The following is a 17936-nucleotide window of genomic DNA, read 5'->3' on the forward strand; positions in this document are numbered from 1 at the left end:
GTACTGGACGAAGAACTACCGGACCGGGATCGAGCTCGAGGACCCGGAGGCGTTGGACCGTCGTTACCCCTACTACGACCCGATCTCGACGCTCGGCGACGCCGGCCAGAAGTTGTGGGCGGACCAGACCTGACAGGCCACGACGGGGCCGTTTCTGGACATCTTCCAGAGACGGCCCCATCGGCATGGCCCAGAAACGGCTCCGCAAGTCCACAATGGACTGCTAGGTAGGTCCACAACGGCCTCCCGCGTGTTCACCAAGCAGGGCCGCGCGTTCGGTTGTCCGAAGGCAGGTGCGGTCAACCGCGCAGGCGCCCGGGATGCCTCATCCGGCAGGACGCGCGCCGATGACCGAGCAGACCGTGGCGTCGCGGTAACCGAGCCGGACCTGCTCGGGCAGGACGCGAACCGTGAAGTCCGCGGGAAGCGCGGACACCGGCAGTCCCGGGGCGTCACCGTAAGGCTCGAAGCCGCAGCGCCGCAGCCGGCTGATCCAGGTGGCGGCCGCCTCGTGCCGCTCGAAACGCTGGTCGTCGGTGCGCGAGCCGACGATGTTCATGACCTCGCGGGCGAAGAACGTCTTCATGTGGTCCTTCTCCTGCCGGGTGGCAGGCGTCGCCTCGATGGCGCGGAGGATGGTGCCGAAGAACCGCCATGAGTTGAAGAACCGCTGCGGGAAGGACACCTCGTGGTGGTCGGTGTCGAACTCGTTCAGCACCACCCCGCACGGGACCAGCATGCGCAACCGCTGGAAGAACTCGTCCCGGGCGTCGTGACCGGGACTCGGGTCCTGCATGTGGTGCAGCGCCAAAGAAGCGTTGACCACCAACGGGACGTCGATGCGGGACAGGCTCATCCAGTCGTCGTCGTCAAGGTCCTCAGCTACCTTCGCCACGGGGAGGAAGTCCAGATCGACGCCGTGCTCGGCCGCGGCCTGCCGCACGGTGCGCTCGGCTGTGGCCAGGCTTTCCCGGTCGGGGTCGACACCGATGACCGTGCAGTGGCGCAGTCCCGGGTTCGCGGCCGCGAGACCGTGCAGCAGCGCACTCTCCTGGCGACCGTGCCCGATGCCGACCGACATCAGGGCGAAGTCGTCCGCGGCGCCCACCTGCCCGGCGAGCAGCTCGTTGACGACCCGGCTCGTGTCCATGAACGGCAGGTAGGTGGTGAGCAGGTAGTACAGGTCGATCTGCGGCTGGTCGTAGGACTGTGTGTACAGGTTGGTCTCCGAGGGGCTGCCGTGCTCCTCGACGCGGTTGACCAGTGCGGCGCGGTAGAGCTCGTACGCCGCGTCCTGCGGCCGCACCTCGGGTCCGATCAGCTTCCGCAAGGTCTCCAGCGCGGGGCGGGCCTGCTCGGAGCGGCCAGCGTGGATGTGGGCGACGGCGTCGCACAGCAGGGCGAATTTTTCCATCGGGCAGCCTCCTCAGGACAACCGGAACTTCTCGGCATTGCGGAGCGCCGCCGAAGGCCTGACTGACCGGACCAGTCGCACACTCGAGTCCTTCGACGGGATGACTGTCGTCACCGGCGGCATCCGCATGCCGCCGATGAACTCCTTCGTGGAGCACGCGTGTAGGGGCCCCCGTCAGGCCGGGGGCTCGCACGCCTTGTCCGAGGCGTCCTGGTCACCTTCGGCACCGGCCGCGAGGGCGTCCGGTGTCTCCAGTGCTTGTTTGAGGTCGCCGAGGAAGGCCATCGCGTCGCGGCCGTTGACCACGCGGTGGTCGTAGACCAGACCGAGGTAGGCGAACCGGCGGGCTTCCGGCCTGCCCCGCTGGTCCAGGACCAGCTGTTCGTCGATGCCGCCCAGGGAGAGCGCGCAGGTCTGGCCGGGGAAGACGATGGGGGTTGCGAAGACCACACCGTCGGCGGTGTGCGGCGCGATCAAGATGTTGGCGCCGGTGAGCTCGTCGGCTCGGAACGTGCCGCTGACGGCTTTGTCGCGGAATCCTGTTATCACGTCGGCGATCCCGGCGACGCTCAGCGCGGCGGTGTTGTGCACGACCGGGGTGTACAGGCCCTTTCCGGCGTCCACGGCGACCGCGACGTGTGCGCGGGGGGCGGGCTCGATGGTGCCGTCGTCGAGGAGCCGGGTGAACAGGCTCGGGTGCGCCGGGAGTTGCTCTGCCACCGCCTTGACGAGGAGGCCGAGCAGGGAGACGGAGCTACCGGTGCGCCGGCGCAGTTGCCGGGCGAGGTCCTGAGCCTGGCCGACGTCGACCTTGGCGTAGGCGGCGGCGGCCGGGATGGTGCGCATCGACTCGGTGACCACGGCGCCCACCGCCCGCTGCTGCGCCGGCAGTCGCCGGTCGGTGGGGGCACTGGCTTGCGCGGGGCGTGACAGCAGCGCTTCGACGTCGGCGGCGCGGATCAAGGTGCGGCCCAGTCCGCGGAGTTCGTCGTCGGTCAGGCCGTGCTGGTCCGCGAGTGCGCGCGCCGCCCTGGTGAGCGTCAGGCCGGCATCGGTTGCCGGCTCCGGCCCAGCGGTGGGGTCGGCGGCCGGTGCGGAGAGGTAGGCATGGCGTTCGTCCGCCGAGGCGAAGAGGTGGGCGACGGTCTGACCGGGGTGGCAGTCGGCGCCGCCCGCGAGGAGGGTGTGCAGGATGCCGTCCGCGGTGCTGTCGATCTCTTCCTGGATCTTGGAGGACTCGATCACCACCAGCGGCTGCCCCTTCTTGATGAGGGCGCCGTGCTCAGCGAGCCATTCGACCAAGACGTAGCTGGCGTCGTTGGTGTTGAGGGTGGGCAGCTTGACGCTGATCACTGGGAAGCCTCCGAGAGGGCGCGGCGGAGTGCGGTCGTCTGAAGCAGGACGGTGTGCTCCAGGTGCGCGGCGGTGGGGATGACGCTCGGTTGGGCACTGAGCAGCAGCACCGGGCGGTCCAGCCGTCGCCACAGGTGCTCGTGCAGCTGCTGGGCGAGCATCTCGCCCCAGGTGCCGTCCGCCGCGCTGTCCTCTGCGACACAGATGCGGCGGGCGCGGGACACCGTCGCGAGCAGCGGTTCGACGGTGAACGGGTAGAGCCGGGAGGGCACCAGGAGTTCGCAGGTGATTTCCTCTTCCAGCAGCAGGGTGCGCATGGCGGCGACGGCTCGCTCGGTCAGGCCTCCCGGGGCCAGGATGATCCAGTCCGGGTCAGCGCAGTCCACGGGGAACACGCGCGCGGTCCGGCTCGGGTCGTCGAGCAGCTCGTACCGGAAGAGGTCGTCGACGACCCCGCTCTGGTGCATCGTGCGGGTGTAGAGCGTCTTGTCCTCGAACAGCATGCTCGGCTGCTCGCGGGAGAGCATGGCGGTGAGGACGTCCGCGTTGTCGTGGAACGGCGACATCTCGTACAGGCTCAGGGAGGGGATGCCGATGAAGTGCTTCTGCAGGCTCTGACTGTGGGTCGGCCCGTAACCCCGGTTGCCGCCGGTGGGGCAGCGGACCACCATGCTCATCGGCACGGGGCGGCCGTACATCGACACGGACTTGCTGGCGAAGTTCAGGAGTTGGTCGAACGCGAGAGCGGCGAAGTCGGAGAACATCATTTCCGCGACCGGGTGGTTGCCGGTCAGGGCGAGCCCGGCGGCGACGCCCACGATGCCGCCCTCGCTGATCGGCGAGGAGATCACCCGTTCCGGGTGGCGGTCCGACAGACCCCGCGCGGCCTTGAAGGCACCGCCGTACGGGTCGGCGATGTCCTCGCCGATGACGTAGGCGCGGGGATCGTCGTCGAGAAGCGTGTGCAGGGCCCGATTGAGGTTGCCGATCACCCGCTCCGGCCTGGTCATGCGTGCTCCCAGCGGGACGCGGGGCGGGCCTGGACCTCGCGCACGGCCTCGGCGATCGCCAGTCGCTGGCTCCGGTCCGCCGCGGCGAACTGCTCCGGGTGCTGCTTCTCGTACCGGCGGTACCAGTCGTTCGCGGCCGCGTGCCGTATCGCCTCGGCGGGGCGGGAGTCGTCTCCCTTGCTGTGCGGGCCCACGCGGTTCGTGACGAACTCCACCACCAAGGGCTGGTGCTGGGTGCGGATGTCGTCGATCACGCCGGACAACTCCCGGCGCACCGCGGCGACGTCATGAGAGGTGACGTGGTGGTGCCGGATGCCGAAGGCCGCCGCGCGCGCCTGGATGGTGCCGGCCATCTGCCTCTCGGTCGGAGTGGACTGAGCGATCCTGTTGTTCTCGACCACGACCAGCAGGGGCAGTCCCCACAACTGGGCCATGTTGAGCGCCTCGTACACCGCGCCCTCGCCCCACGTGCCGTCGCCGATGTGCACCACCGCGATCCGTCCGGGCTCGGCCCGTCGCAGGTGCAGGGCGACACCCGCGGCCACCGGCAGGCTCTCGCCCTGCACTCCGGTGGACAGGTAGCGGTCGCGGTAGATGTGCTGACTGCCGCCCACCCCGTGGCACACGGCGCCCTCGCGCCCCATGATCTCCGCCAGCAGGCCGTGCGGGTCCCGGAAGCGGGCCAGGTAGTGGCCGTGTCCGCGGTGGTTGCTGAAGACGTAGTCACCCTCGTCCAGCAGCGCGTAGAGCGCGACGGGAATGTACTCCTGCCCGAGGCAGGTGTGCGTGGTGCCGTGCACCAGCCCCTGCGAGAACAGGTCCAGCACGGCCAGTTCGAAGTGACGGATCATCAGCAGGGTGTCGAGGTCCTCGGCCGGTAACCGCGACAGGCGCTGCGCGCCTGTCCGGGGCTGGGGTGCCGTGATCGCCGTTGCAGTGGTGCTGCCGCCGATGAGATGGGGTGCCGCGCTGACCACAGTCGTCTCCTCAGGGAACTTCGACCGCCTGGGCACACCAGGTGATCCCACTTGGTCACTGACTTTCGTACAAGTCGGGAGCGAGGTCACGTGGAGTGCCCCGTTACAATTCAACGAAACCGCAGCATTCGAACGAAAACAGAAAAACCTCTCGGTTGCATCCATTTCAGTATACGAGAGCGGGCCTTTCTCTTCGAAGTCTGGCATGTCGCCCTGTTCCACAGAAGCCGTCATTCCAACGTGCGGGACAGGTTCGGCACTGCATGCGTCCCATCAAGCCGATTAGCCACCGCCAGGGGGACATGACCTGCGACTTCCCTGGGCACACACCTGTCCGCAGCGCCTCCGGTGTCACGTCCACGTCACGACAAAGGTCGACACAAGTCGCCAAAATGCCCCCGGGCGAACGTGCCCGAACGATACTTTTGGGGTTCACCAGCTCGTGTTAGCGTCCCGGCAGCCAGCCTCTTCCAAGAGCCGGCGTCAGTATTTCCCGACCCCAAGGACGACATGTGGAACAGCCATGCCGCGACCCGCGATTTCCCTTCCGGCGTGGTCCACTGTCCGACCTTCCGCGGCGTTACCGCGAATTGCCCGCACATCCGTTTCCGTGCGTCGCCCTGCACAGCGGACATGAGGCGGTGCACTCGCGGACGACCCCTCAAAACCGGACTGCCGCAGCGTCGCGGCTGCGAGATAGCCGTCGGACCGTCGGAGCATCGGCCGTCTCGGGATCCACTTCCGGAGGCGGCCCCACCGGCCACCGACAGTCCACACCGGACTCATCGCTCCGAATTCCACATCGGTTTGCCCTCCGAGACGGGCATGGGGGAAGTTAAGGGCATGTGCGCCACCCACACCTCGTTGTCCGGGTCGACGTTCGGCGAGGTCCTGCTGAGCCTTCGGATGGCGGCAGGCCTGTCGCAGGCAGGTCTGGCGCTCACCTCCGGGATGAGCGTCCGGGCGTTGCGCGAGCTGGAACGCGGTCGGGCAAGTGCGCCGCAGGAGCGTTCGACTGAGCTGCTCGCCGACGCGTTGAGACTCGCGGGGGATGCTCGGGAGTCCTTCCTCGTCCTGGCGAAGGAGGGGCGTCGCCGCTCGATCGGGATCGCCAAAGGCGCGGAGTTGCGCCGCCTGCCGGCTGTGTCCGGCCTTGTCGGAAGGCAGCCGGAACTCCTGCGGCTCTCTCGCGAGGCCGAAGCCGGTGGCGTTGTCGTGATCGCGGGACCTCCTGGGGTCGGGAAGACGTCGCTGGCAGTGGCGGCGGCGGATGAGCTGGTCTCCTCCTTCCCGGACGGTTGTCTCGCGGTGGACCTGCGCGGTGTCGACGATCGGCCGCTCAGTTCCGCCGCTGCGCTGGAAGCGATGTTGACCTCGCTGGACGTGTCGCCAGGGCGGATGCCCGCGACGGTCGAGGAGCGCAGTTCGTTGTTCCGCAAGGTGTTGCGCGATCGGCGAGTGCTCGTGGTGCTGGACAACGCTTCCAACGAGGGCCAGGTCAGGCCGTTGCTGGCGATGAGCGAGGGGTGCCTGACGATCGTGACCTGCCGGCGCGTGCTCGCGGGGCTGGAGTCGGCACGCTGGATGGTGTTGGACACGTTGGCGGAGGACGGTGCTTTGGAACTGTTCGCGTCCGTTGCCGGCGAGCAGGTGGTGCGGGAGGAACCTCAAGCCGCGCGGGAGCTGGTGGCGCTGTGCGGGAACCTGCCGTTGGCGGTGCGGATGGTGGGCAATCGTCTCGCTGCCTGGCGCAACGAGCGACCGGTCGCTGCGCTGGCGGGTGCGTTGCGGGACGAGAGGGGACGGCTGGACTCGCTCTCGATGGGGAACGAAGACCTGCGGACGGCGTTCTCGATGTCGTACCAGGTGTTGTCGCCGCGAGCTCGGTTGGTGTTCCGCCGGCTGGCCGTCGTTCCCGGGGTCCACTTCGACGACGATCTCGCTGCTGTGGCAACTGGTGTGCCGGTGGCCGAAGTCGGTCTGGTGCTGGACGAGCTCGTCGAGATGTCCCTGCTGACCATCACGACCGAGTCGGTGCGCTTCCAGTTCCACGACCTGATCCGCATCTTCGCGCGCGAACGCCGGCTCGAGGAAGAACCGCAGGACGTGCGCGACCAGCTGCGCGACGCTTTCGCCACGCACGTCCTGGACCTGGCGTCCGCGGCGGGCAGGCTGTTCTTCCCGGACGTGCGGGAGGTGCCGCGGGACTGCCCGTTCCGCTCGTACGAGGAGGCGGCCGAGTGGCTCGACCGGGAAGCCTCGAACTGGTCGGCGGTGCAGCGGGAGGCCGCGGCACTCGGCCGGCACCGCCAGGTGCTCGACTTCGCCGTCTCGATCCACCGCTACGCCATCGGTCGCGAGCAGAAGCACCGCTGGGACGAGGTCTTCGAGCTCGGCCTGCAGGCCGCCAGGGCACTCGGCGACCGGCGCGGTGAGGCCGAGATGCTGAGCCCGCTCGGCTCGGCACAGGACCGCTGCGCCGACAACCAGGAACTCGCGCTCACGACGCTGCGAGAGGCGGTGGCGGTCGCGGAGGAGATCGGGCACCGCCGGATCGTCATGTCCGCCAACTCGTCCATCGGACTGGCGCTCTCGCGCCTCGGCAGGTTCGCGGAAGCGCTCGAACACACCACCTTCGCCTACAAGAGGTCCGGGGAGTTCGGCTTCTTCCAGCAACGGGTCTGGGTGTCCCTCGCCCTGGGCACCTGCCTGCTGGCAGCAGGCAGGTTCGCGGAAGCGTTGGCGCTGTTCGCGTCCACACTCGACCAGACGAAGCAGAACGGCGACCAGACCAACCCGGAGACGCTGCACCGGGTGACGGCGTTGCTGCTGACGCTCATGGGCGACTGCCTGTCGGCATTGGGGCGCTGGAGCGAGGCCGCCGACAGCTACCACGGTGCGAGAACGACAATCGGTGCGCTCCAGATGAGTTACCGCACCGAAGCAGAACTGGCGCTCAACGAAGGTGTCGCGCGGCGTCGCACGGGTGAAGCCGAGCAAGCTCGAGCTTGCCTGATGTTCGCGCTCGGCAAGCTCGACGCCCTGGGCAACCGCGAGCAGCGGGAAATCGCGGAAGCCGAGCTCGAGCTTCTGCCCCACTGATGTGGAGCGCGATGCAGCCAGGACGATCTCGGCGCGTCCGGGAGTGGTGCCCCTGAACCGGCGCCGCCGTACAGGACGCGGGTCAGCTCCAGCGGAACCGGTTGATGAGAGCGGCAGCGACCGGCACGCGGGACAACACGGAGAACACGCCCATACCCAGCGCAGCGCCGGCCACGTTGAAGAACAGATCGTTCACGTCGCTCAGGTGGCCGCCGCCCAGGAGGTTGCCGGTGAAGAACTGAGTCACCTCGATCGCCAGGCTGAACGCCGCGGCCACAGCCACCACGCGCCACCACGAAGCTTTGGCCAGGAGCAGCGGCAAAATCATCCCGACAGGTACGAACACCACCATGTTCTGCACCGCATCAAGGACGTCGTAGCCATCAACGAGTCCGAAGTAGACCTTCCACTGCGGTTCGCCTCCCGGCATGTTCAGGAAGATCGGGAACACCGTGTTCGCCAGGACTCCCGCGGCGTACACGCAGAGCACAAGAGCGACAGCGGCACGAGGTGCCGTGAGGCGGTCGCGGCGGCGCAGGTGCCACAGCAAGGCCAGAAAGACCACCGCCGCCAGGGGAACTACCACTGGAAGCACCGGCACCTCTCGAAACACTTCACATCACTTCCTTTCGTGAGCCGGGACGCAAGATCTCGCCGACGTCTTGTCGCCACTTGTCGCGGCCGCGGTCGGCCTGCAGCTTCTCAGGCCGGGTCGTGGCCGGCCGCGTCCGCCGCGCCGGTGTGATCTTGTTGTTGCGGTCGCCGCTGGTGAGCGACACGGCCGCCGGGCGGTCGTACCGGAGCCAAAGCCGAGCGACCGCGTCTCCGACGACCGCCAGGCCGGCAGCCCCGGCGTCGCCAGAGCGATCACCCACAGCCCGGGGAGGAGGTAGAGCCAACTGCCGATCGGGGCGTGCACGCGCAAGCCTCAGGTAAGGGCGGGCGAACACGGACATTCGCGGCACGAGTGCGGCAGTGGGGCCCTGCATTTCCCACACGGCCCGCACTGTGCGCCGAGACGTTGAAGTGGAAATGTCGTTCACCTTGTCCGCTTGTAACAGAACTCGACGTCTCCGCCGACTGCGAGCGCCGCACGCACCCCGCGGCACCATCGCAGCACATGCGCGGTGGGTCCCGTCGTTCTCCGCTCGACCGGTTCACACATGGCCACCCGATTCGGCACGACCGGCCACTGGCGGTGCCCCGCACGTCGGGCGAGCAACGTCGATCCGAAGTGGACCGCGTGCACGGCCCCGTCGAGCGCGAACGCTCGCCTTGCGGGCGCCGCCGGGATGGCCTGCTGCCCGAATCGTCACGGTCATCGGCCCGAAGGTGACATGGCGCGAGCCGACACTTCGCCACTGGACCGACGGCGTGCTGTGATGCACGCCGTCGTGGCACCACCAGCCACTCCCTTCCAGCCGAGCAGTCGGGATCCACCATGGCCCTCACCGAGCAACGCTCCCGACCTCCACTCGGCAACTTCGCCAGGACCCTGCGCATCGCCGTCCGCTGCGTCGACGCGGACCTCCGCCTCGCGACCGATCTCCGCGCCGCCGTGGCGGATCCCCCGTCGACCACCGCGCTCCTCACGCAGGTGGAGCCTCCTCTGGTGTTCGCCCGGCTGTTCGCGGTCGTCACCGCGGCGGCAGCGGGGGGTTCTCCGCACAACGCCATGCCGGTGTCGGTGCTGTCGTCGTTGTGGTGGGCCGGCCTGGAAACGAGCACGGGCGCCGCGGCGGCCAGGTTGCCGTTGCGCTACCTGCGTTCTCTCGACATCACGGAGGACCTCCGCCGAGGGTGGACCACCGACCTGGAGGAGACGGCGGTCGATCCCGGTCCGGGGTCAAGCGTTCGAAGCAACGCCTACGCGCGCGACGCTTTCATGGCGGCGAGAACATGCGCACCTTCGGACGGGCCGCAGTGGCGCGAGTTCGGGAGGCTGTACGGGTCGCTGGCCGATCAGGCCGCCGCGAACTCCGCCGGTGGTGCCCACACACCACCGCTGTTGCTCGCCAGCGCCTGCAAGATCGCGAGCACGCACCGCAGACAGCACATGATCCGGCTCGGCGAGGAAGCCGGCCGGAACGCCGAAGCCGGGATCGCGCTCCGGGACCTCTCCAGCGCCCCCGATGCCGTGCAGCTGTACGACCGCGAGGTCCACGACCTGCACTCGCGGGCGGTGAGCACCCTGGCGGGTCTGTGCGAGCCGAACCCGTACCGCGCGTTCTTGCGTTCCCGGCTGGACGGCCTGTTGCAGAACTCGCTCGTGCGCCCGCGTGAGATGGTCGGTGAACTCTGATCCGATGAAGCTCTGCCCGTTCGCCTGGACGAGCTTCCCGATCGGACACGGGCGACAACTCGCGTCCGCGACCGTCCGCGCCGCACAGTGCCGGAGCACTGCGGCGGCGACATGATGTCCACGAGCTCGGCGAGCCTCGAAAGCACGTCTGAGCGCGCGGTCCCGGTGCTGTCGGCCGGCGGCTGAGGCTCACCTGCACGCTCGGTACACGCGATTTCACGCGGGACGCTCCGGTCCCTTGTGGATCAGATCCTGCGCGACCGGGGGAAGTCGTTGCCCCTGGGGCGCAGGTGATGCCGGCAGCACTCGAAGGCCGGCCCGGCAACCACGGCTGAGCATCTGGTTCCGCACGCATCCCCGAATGGGTATTTGGGTCGATCCGCTGGTGCGCAGAGGCAATCCGGGTGTGCTGCACGCCACCCCCGGCCTGTTCGAGTGATTCTCTGTCCTCGCCTGGGACGGCGGTCGAGTTCCGTCTACACCGGAAGGGCACTCGCAGTCGTTCCTGCCTCCGGAAAGGGTTTCAAGTGAGCGATGTAGTGGAGCGGGTGTCGGATTGGCTCGGCCGATCCGCGGACGAGATCGATCGGCTCGTGCACCCGGTGGAGCTGGAACGGGTACTCGGCGCGGTCCACGAGCTCAACCGCCGTGCCGCCGCGGGCGACCCGGCGATGTTCTACCGGCAGCAGCTCCTGCTGTCGAGGATCTACAACCTGCAGCTGCGGGTGGCGCCCGGTGAATCGTCCGCCGAGGGCTCGACCGTGGTGCACCAGGTGACACGCGTGCTGGAGCGGGCGACCGCGGGTGCGGAGGATTCGAGGATCGAAGCGGGAGCGCTCGACCACGCGCCATCGGAACCCGCCGAGTTCGTGTCCTGGCTGAAAAAACTCGCGCGGAAGCACACCGTCTTCAAACACCCGTACTACACCGGCTTCATCCGCGATCGGGCCGACCGCGAGGCGATCCGCCGTTACATGATCCAGGAGTCGGTCATCGACGGGCGTTTCGACGACCTCCTCGCGATGATGCAGGTGGGCACGAGCGGGCCTGCCAAGATGGAGATCGCCCGCAACTTCTGGGACGAGATGGGCAACGGAACCCCGGCAGAGGTGCACACCCACCTGTTCAAGCAGATCTTCGAGGTGTTCGACATCTCCGAGGACGAACTGGAGAACGCCCTCACCGCCAACGCGTTGCTGTCCGGCAATCTCGCGGTCATGCTGTGCCGCTACCGCTCCAGCTACGCCGAGGCGGTCGGCTTCCTCGGCATGACCGAGTGGTTGGTCCCGGATCGCTTCGTGCAGGTGGTGCACGCCTGGGAGCGGCTCGGTCTGCCGGATGTCGGCATCGTCTACCACCGCCTGCACATCACCGTGGACGCCCAGCACGCCGCCGGGTGGTTCCACAACGTCATCAAACCCGCGGCCACCTCACCCGCCATGCGCAAGGGAATCGCTCGCGGCACGCTGTGGCGTTTGAACTCGTCGCAGCGCTACCTCGACGAACGAATGTCCGAAGTGGACTTGACAGCGAGCCTTTCGACCGCCTGACGAGCCGGCCGTCGCGCATCTCGAGGAAGGGGATTCCCGGAATGGCACTCAACGAAGCAGGCTTCAGCATCATCGATCTTCCGGCGGCGTCAGCTGACCTGCTGGCCAGCTATGACGATCTGCCGGTCGACGAGTACATGGGCGGCGGCACGAGGTTCAAGCGGTTCTGCCAGTACCGCCTGTCGCAGGACCAGGACGCCGGTTGTTCGTTCGAGCTGCTGCCGCAGCGCGACTACACGACCTTCGTCAAGTTCAACCCGGTGGCGGGCGGCATTCGGCGGCGGTACGAGCCGATCAAGGCCGACTTCACCGATCTGCTTCGTGCGGGCGTGCACGGTTTCCCGCTCGACCTCACCGAGGACTGGTCGATCAACCTGCACCAGAACCGGTCGCAGGCGACCAGTGCGACGACCGCGCCTCTCACCCCGGAGGGTGTCCATCACGACGGCCACGACTACGTGATGATCGGCGTGCTTCGGCGGGCCAACGTCGGAGGTGCGTTGACCAGGCTCTGGAAGCCGGGGGCCGACGAACCCTTCTGGAGCGGGACCATCGAGGAAGGGCAAGCGGTTCTGCTCGACGACCGGGCCATCCAGCACGACGTCACGGATGTGGAGTCGATCGACGGTGGCCCGGCCAACAGGGACATCTTCATCGCGGCGTTCTCCCGGTGGAGCAGGAAGTGGTACGGCGACGAGCACGACGCAGAGGCGCTCGCCGGCGGCTCGTCCGGTGCTGCAGCGGATTGACCGAGATGGTGGCGTTCGCCAAGTACCACGCGATGGGCAACGACTACCTGCTCGTCGAACCGCAGGACGGTGTGGCCGCGGGTCCGCTCGCCGCACGCGTTCTGTGCGATCGCCACTTCGGGATCGGCGCCGACGGGGTGGTGTTCGGGCCGTTGGGACGACCGGCCGTGGCAGGTGGGGCCGAGGTGCGCATCCACAACGCCGATGGCTCGGCGTGCGAGCGCAGTGCGAACGGGTTGCGTGCGTTCGCACTTGAGCACGCACGCCGGCACGGGACGAGGCAGTTGGCCGTCGACACGGGGTTCTGCACGTCGACGACCTCCGTCGAGGACGTTGACGCCGGGATCGTATCGATCGAGCTCGGCCGTCCGGACTTCTCCGCGGCTGCGGTGCCCCTGCTGGACTGCGTGGGCGAGGCCGTGGACGTGCCGATCGAGGCCGGTGGCGACCGGTGGAGGATCACCGCGTTGAACAACGGCAATCCGCACGCGGTGCTGATCGTGTCCGCAGTGGACGATCAGCTGGTCGACGTGATCGGCCCCCTGCTGTCCGCGCACCCGAGGTTTCCCGCCAGGGTGAACGTCGAGTTCGCCGCGGTCGCCGGTGAGGACGTGCTCCGCGTGGCGGTGTGGGAACGGGGCGCGGGCCGCGTGCTGGCCTCCGGCAGTGGTGGCTGTGCGGCCGCCGCGGCCGCACACCGCCTCGGTCTGGTCGGAGACCAGGTTGAAGTGATCATGAGCGGCGGTGCTTTCACCACCCGGTTCGGCAGCCGGGGCACCGTGTTCATGACCGGTGAGGTCGAGCAGATAGCCGTGGGCCGGGTGGCTGCCGGGATCACATCGCGGATGAGAGAACCGCAACCGTCCTGAGGAGCGCCGTGCCCCGCCAGAACCTGTTCATCACCGGCACGACGCGCGAGGTCGCCGGAGCGTGCCCGCTCGACTGTCCTGACTGCTGCAGCTGGCTCGTCACCGTCGAGAACGGGGTGGCGACCGGGTTGCGCGGCAACCGGGAGCACCCGATCACCAGAGGCACCCTGTGCGTCAAGGTGAACCGCTACCTGGAGCAGGCCTCGCACCAGGACCGGATCCTGCACCCGTTGCGCCGCATCGGCGCCAAGGGCGAGGGCCGGTTCGCGCGGATCGGGTGGGACGAGGCGCTGGACGAGATGGCCGCCGAGCTCTCCCGCATCGTCGACGAGTACGGCGGTGAGGCGCTGTGGCCCTACCAGGGCACCGGTGCGCTCGGGTACTTGCAGGGAGTGCAGGGACGAGCGGGGACCAGGTTGTGGAACGTGCTCGGCGCATCGCACCACGAGATGACGATCTGCTCGATCGCGGGGCTGACCGGCTTGAGGTACGCGCTGGGCACCAGCAGGGGCATGGACCCGGAGGACTTCGCGCTGTCCAAGCTCACCCTGCTGTGGGGCACGAACACCTTGACGTCGGGGCACCACCTCTGGAGGTTCATCGAGGCGGGGCGCAAGAACGGTGGTCACGTCGTCGCCATCGACCCGATGCGCACGCGGACCGCGGCAGCCGCGGATGAACACCTGGCACCGATGCCCGGAACCGACGGCGCACTCGCGCTCGGCCTGATGCACGTCATCGTCGCGAGTGGCCGCGAGGACAACGACTTCTTGTCGCGGCATTGCTTCGGCTGGGAGGACTTCCGTGAGCGCGTGATGGCCTTCACGCCCGAACGCGCCGCGTCCGTCACCGGTGTCCCCGCGGAGCAGATCCGGGATCTGGGTGATCGGATCGCGCGTACCAGGCCTACCGCGATCCGGACTTCGCAAGGGATCCAACGCCACGCGGGTGCGGGCGCGACACTGCGGGCGCTTGCCTGCATCCCTGCCGTCACGGGCGACTGGCATCGGGCCGGCGGTGGGCTGATGTTCTCCACCGACACCTACTTCGGCGGAAACCGCGAGGCGCTGTTCCGCGACGACCTGCGCCCCGAAACGGTGCGCAAGCTGTCGATGACCCGGCTTGCCGAGGGGCTGCTCGAGGCGAGTGACCCGCCGGTGATGGGACTTGTCGTGTACGGCGCCAATCCGGTGGTCAGCACCAGCGACCAGAACCGAGTTCGCGCGGGACTGTCCAGAAAGGACCTGTACACCGTGGTGCTCGAACACTTCCCGACGGACACCGTCGACTACGCCGATCTGGTGTTGCCCGCGACGATGCAGCACGAACACACGGACCTGATGGACGCGTACGGCCACCTTTATCTCGCGTGGAACGAACGTGCCGTCGAGCCGCCGGGTGAGTGCAGGTCGACCACGGACACCTTTCGCGACCTGGCCAGGCGGATGGGGTTGCGTGAGCCCAGCCTCTACGACTCCGACGAACGACTCGCCGAGCAACTCCTCGACTCCGACCACCCCTCGCTACGCGGGATCACACTCGACAGCCTGCGGACCAGCGGGTGGGCCCGGCTCAACTACCCCAGCCCACTTGCGCCGTTCGAGCACGGATTCCCCACCCCGTCGGGAAAGTTCGAGTTCGTCTCGGCCGCGGCGGCTGCCGACGGCCTCGATCCGATGCCGGGTTACACACCGCCGCTGGAGGTCGTGGACGACGAGATGGCCGCACGTCATCCGTTCGTGCTGATAGCGGGGGCATCGCACTTCGCCATCAACACGATTTTCGGCAACAACGACGAACTGCGTCGCAGGGCAGGCCCGCCGGCTGTGGTCGTGCATCCCGATGACGCTCTTGTCCACGGGCTCGCCACCGGTACCCGCGTGAGGGTGTTCAACAGCCGCGGTGAGTTCACCGCGGACGTGCTGGTCGACGCACGAGTCCGCCGCGGTGTCCTCAGCACGACCAAAGGTCATTGGCTCAAGCTCACCGGCGGCGCGACGGTCAACGCCACGGTGGACGAACGGGATGCGGACATGGGCGGTGGTGCGGTGTTCCACGACAACCGGGTCTCGGTCGAAGCTCTCGAGACGTCCCAGGAGCGTTGATGGCCGCGGCAGCCGGACCGTCACCCGCCCAGCTCACCGATCGAGATCCCCGCGGAACATTCCGCGGCGCAGCCTTGAGGAGAAGCGTCGACATGAGCGCACACAACGGTTTCCGGCTCGCGAGCGGGCCGCGGGGCGCTGAGCAGTTGGGCGGCCTGCTCGCGGTTGCCCTGCGCGGAATGGAGACCGGCGTCCTCGAACGTGGCGGTCCGCTGCCCGCGGGAGGGCCCGCGGTCGTCTCGGCCGCCCTCGCGGCGGCCGGAGGAGGAACGGGCCGGCTGCCTCGTGAGGGCATCGGCGAGGAACGCGCGCTGGAGGAGATGAGCAGGCTCCTCGGTCTCGGCTCCGCGGATCCGGCCCACCCGCACTGCGCGGCCCACCTGGTCTGCTCGTCGCTGGCGGTGTCCGTCGCCGCGGATGTCGTGGCGAGCGCGCTCAACCCGTCCATGGACGTGTGGGAACTGGCTCCGATGGCCAGTGAGATCGAGCGGGACTTCACCACGGGCATCGCCGGCCTCTGCTACCCGGCCGAGTCCTCGCCCGACGCCGTGGTCACCTCCGGAGGGACCGAGTCGAACCTCCTGGCGCTCCTCCTCGCACGCACTCTGATAGAGGGAGATCTCCAGGTGGTGTGCGGCGCGAACGCCCACCACAGCGTCACGAGGGCGGCCTGGATCCTCGGTCTGCCCACCCCGGTCGTCGTTGCCTGCGAGGACGACCGGATGGTGCCTGCGGCTCTGGAGGCCGCTCTGGAGCCGCTCGGCTCGTCCACCCTCGTCGTCGCCACCGCGGGCACCACGAACACCGGCCGGATCGATCCGCTCCCCGAGATCGCCGAGACGTGCCGCCGGTTCGGAGCCCGCCTGCACGTCGACGCGGCCTACGGCGGACTCGCGTTGTGCAGCGAGGAGCTGAGCCGGCGCCTGAAGGGCATCGAACTGGCGGATTCGGTGACGTTGGACATGCACAAGTTCGGTTGGCAATCCATAGCGGCCGGGCTCCTCGCGACGCGCAACGCGAGGGACCTCGGTGCGCTGAAGATCAGTGCCGACTACATCAACGCCTCCGACGACGTCGATGCCGGCCTGCCGGACCTGCTCGGGAGGTCGATCTGGACCTCGAGGCGTGCGGACGCGTTCCGGATGGCGGTCACGATGTCGGCGTTGGGCACCGATGGGCTCGGACGCATGGTCGAGCACTGTTGCACGACCGCGCAGGAGGTCGCGGCGGAGATCGACCGCCGTCCCGGCCTGCGGCTGTGGAAGAGGCCGTCCCTGTCCACTGTGCTCTTCCGGCCGACCGTGCTCGACGACCTGCCGAGCACCGCAGGGGACGCGCTCGTCGGCCGCATCCGCCGCGAACTGTTGAACAGGGGTACCGCGATCGTGGGGCGGGCCGCACTGCCGGACACAAAGGACGGTCACCGGAAGTTGTGGCTCAAGCTCACCCTCCTGCACCCGAACGCCTCCGGCGCCGACTACCGCCCTCTGCTCGACCAGGTCGTCGCCATCGCCGCTCAGGAGCAAGCAGGGCTGGTGGAATCCCGGTGAAACCGCTTCCTCACCGGGACAGGACCGGGTGTTCGTTCGCACCTGGGTCCCGAGGTGTGGGCGTCGGGCGGGAAGTGGTGTACCGACGGGCGGACATCCAGGCGCGTTCGGGCAGCGGACTGGTGAGCCGAACACACCCCCTGGGTAAAGTGGGCCTTCCACTGCACATCGGGCATCGGCTGGCGTCAGAACATCGGCACGCCACCTTTTCAGGACCTCGGGCTTCGATGCATCGCGCGGCGATCCGCATCAGCCGCACGGCTTCGATCTAGGAGTGCTGCCATGCAGATCGTGCTCGCGACCGAATCGGACGCCCCGGCGCTCGGCGAACTCATCACCGAGTCGTTCCGCGACCTCGACCTCACCGGCTGGCTGGTGGACGACCACGAGGACTGGGAGAAGATCGGTCCTCACTACCTCGAACGGGAAGTTCGGGATGCCATCGCCTGCGGCGTGGTCTACACCCTCCCCGACCTGTCCGCCGCCCTGGTCGCGTTCGACCACGCGGTCGAGCCAGAGCCGACGCCGGAACGGGAGAGCTGGCTCCGGGAGATCACCGGCCCGTACTTCGAGCGGTTCACCCGGTTCGAGGCAGCGTTCCTTTCCGCGCATCCGCACAAGTCCCACTACTACGGCGCATACCTCGCCGTGCGCCCGACCGAGCAGAACAACGGTGCGGCCACGCTGCTGCTGAACCACCATCACCAGGTCCTGGACGAGCTGGGCCGCGATGCCTACGGCGAAGCATCGAGCAGGCGTCTGGTGGACTTCTTCGGTTCCCGCGACTACACGCCGCTCGGCCCACCCGTCGTTCTCGATGGCCAGGAACTGCTGCAACCGATGTGGCGCACTGCCCGTCGCCCGGGCTGACCGGCTCCAGCACCCGAAACCGGCGAGACCGGCCGCGAATCCGTTCTAGACGGTTGGTTCCAAGGGTCCGCAGCCACGGACCTGC

The 17936-nt window shown here is 68.3% G+C and carries 14 protein-coding genes; 8 read left to right on the forward strand and 6 right to left on the reverse strand.

The genetic code is table 11. From position 1 onward, the window contains the following. Positions 1 to 325: 325 nt before the first annotated feature. The 4 genes from UK23_RS33350 to UK23_RS33365 all read right to left on the reverse strand — a co-directional run bounded on the left by UK23_RS33350 (position 326) and on the right by UK23_RS33365 (position 4754). Positions 326 to 1414: a GRAS family protein gene (locus tag UK23_RS33350; RefSeq protein ID WP_045315700.1), complete on the reverse strand. Its 1089-nt coding sequence runs from the start codon at positions 1412 to 1414 to the stop codon at positions 326 to 328. Positions 1415 to 1588: 174 nt separating this feature from the next. Next, entirely contained in the window at positions 1589 to 2767 is a 1179-nt protein-coding gene (locus UK23_RS33355; protein WP_045315701.1) for a 2-oxo acid dehydrogenase subunit E2, read from the reverse strand. Then, positions 2764 to 3777, reverse strand: a complete 1014-nt coding sequence (locus tag UK23_RS33360) for an alpha-ketoacid dehydrogenase subunit beta (protein WP_045315702.1) — start codon at positions 3775 to 3777, stop codon at positions 2764 to 2766. The genes UK23_RS33355 and UK23_RS33360 overlap by 4 nt, the downstream gene beginning before the upstream one ends. Continuing rightward, positions 3774 to 4754 carry a thiamine pyrophosphate-dependent dehydrogenase E1 component subunit alpha gene (locus tag UK23_RS33365; RefSeq protein WP_196777988.1) on the reverse strand — a complete coding sequence of 327 codons (981 nt, stop codon included), beginning with the start codon at positions 4752 to 4754 and terminating at the stop codon, positions 3774 to 3776. The genes UK23_RS33360 and UK23_RS33365 overlap by 4 nt, the downstream gene beginning before the upstream one ends. Positions 4755 to 5579: 825 nt before the next feature. Here UK23_RS33365 and UK23_RS33370 point away from each other — a divergent pair. Then, positions 5580 to 7856: an ATP-binding protein gene (locus UK23_RS33370; protein WP_196777989.1), complete on the forward strand. Its 2277-nt coding sequence runs from the start codon at positions 5580 to 5582 to the stop codon at positions 7854 to 7856. A gap of 82 nt (positions 7857 to 7938) precedes the next feature. Here the strand turns inward: UK23_RS33370 and UK23_RS33375 are convergent, their stop codons facing one another. Both UK23_RS33375 and UK23_RS33380 read right to left on the reverse strand, forming a co-directional pair. Then, positions 7939 to 8421 carry a VanZ family protein gene (locus UK23_RS33375; protein WP_196777990.1) on the reverse strand — a complete coding sequence of 161 codons (483 nt, stop codon included), beginning with the start codon at positions 8419 to 8421 and terminating at the stop codon, positions 7939 to 7941. Between the two features lie 49 nt (positions 8422 to 8470). Next, entirely contained in the window at positions 8471 to 8731 is a 261-nt protein-coding gene (locus tag UK23_RS33380; RefSeq protein ID WP_045315705.1) for a hypothetical protein, read from the reverse strand. A gap of 566 nt (positions 8732 to 9297) precedes the next feature. On the opposite strand from UK23_RS33380, the gene UK23_RS33385 reads away from it, so the two are divergent. The 7 genes from UK23_RS33385 to UK23_RS49190 all read left to right on the forward strand — a co-directional run bounded on the left by UK23_RS33385 (position 9298) and on the right by UK23_RS49190 (position 17851). After that, positions 9298 to 10158: a hypothetical protein gene (locus UK23_RS33385; RefSeq protein WP_045315706.1), complete on the forward strand. Its 861-nt coding sequence runs from the start codon at positions 9298 to 9300 to the stop codon at positions 10156 to 10158. Between the two features lie 527 nt (positions 10159 to 10685). Continuing rightward, positions 10686 to 11708: an iron-containing redox enzyme family protein gene (locus UK23_RS33390; protein ID WP_045315707.1), complete on the forward strand. Its 1023-nt coding sequence runs from the start codon at positions 10686 to 10688 to the stop codon at positions 11706 to 11708. A 41-nt stretch (positions 11709 to 11749) separates the two neighbouring features. Next, positions 11750 to 12457 carry a 2OG-Fe dioxygenase family protein gene (locus UK23_RS33395; protein ID WP_045315708.1) on the forward strand — a complete coding sequence of 236 codons (708 nt, stop codon included), beginning with the start codon at positions 11750 to 11752 and terminating at the stop codon, positions 12455 to 12457. A gap of 5 nt (positions 12458 to 12462) precedes the next feature. Continuing rightward, the gene (gene dapF, locus UK23_RS33400; RefSeq protein ID WP_045315709.1) at positions 12463 to 13326 is read left to right on the forward strand and encodes a diaminopimelate epimerase; all 864 of its coding nucleotides are present in this window, start codon (positions 12463 to 12465) and stop codon (positions 13324 to 13326) included. 8 nt (positions 13327 to 13334) lie between these two features. Next, positions 13335 to 15431: a molybdopterin-containing oxidoreductase family protein gene (locus tag UK23_RS33405; protein WP_196777991.1), complete on the forward strand. Its 2097-nt coding sequence runs from the start codon at positions 13335 to 13337 to the stop codon at positions 15429 to 15431. Between the two features lie 92 nt (positions 15432 to 15523). Then, a complete protein-coding gene (locus UK23_RS33410) occupies positions 15524 to 16981 on the forward strand; it encodes a pyridoxal phosphate-dependent decarboxylase family protein (protein ID WP_045315710.1) in 1458 nt (485 codons plus the stop codon). A 282-nt stretch (positions 16982 to 17263) separates the two neighbouring features. Next, complete coding sequence (locus tag UK23_RS49190) at positions 17264 to 17851, forward strand: N-acetyltransferase (RefSeq protein WP_052685290.1); 588 nt, start codon at positions 17264 to 17266, stop codon at positions 17849 to 17851. Positions 17852 to 17936 lie beyond the last annotated feature (85 nt).

The sequence above is a fragment of the Lentzea aerocolonigenes genome, assembly GCF_000955955.1.
In the GTDB taxonomy this organism is placed as follows: Bacteria; Actinomycetota; Actinomycetes; order Mycobacteriales; family Pseudonocardiaceae; genus Lentzea; species Lentzea aerocolonigenes_A.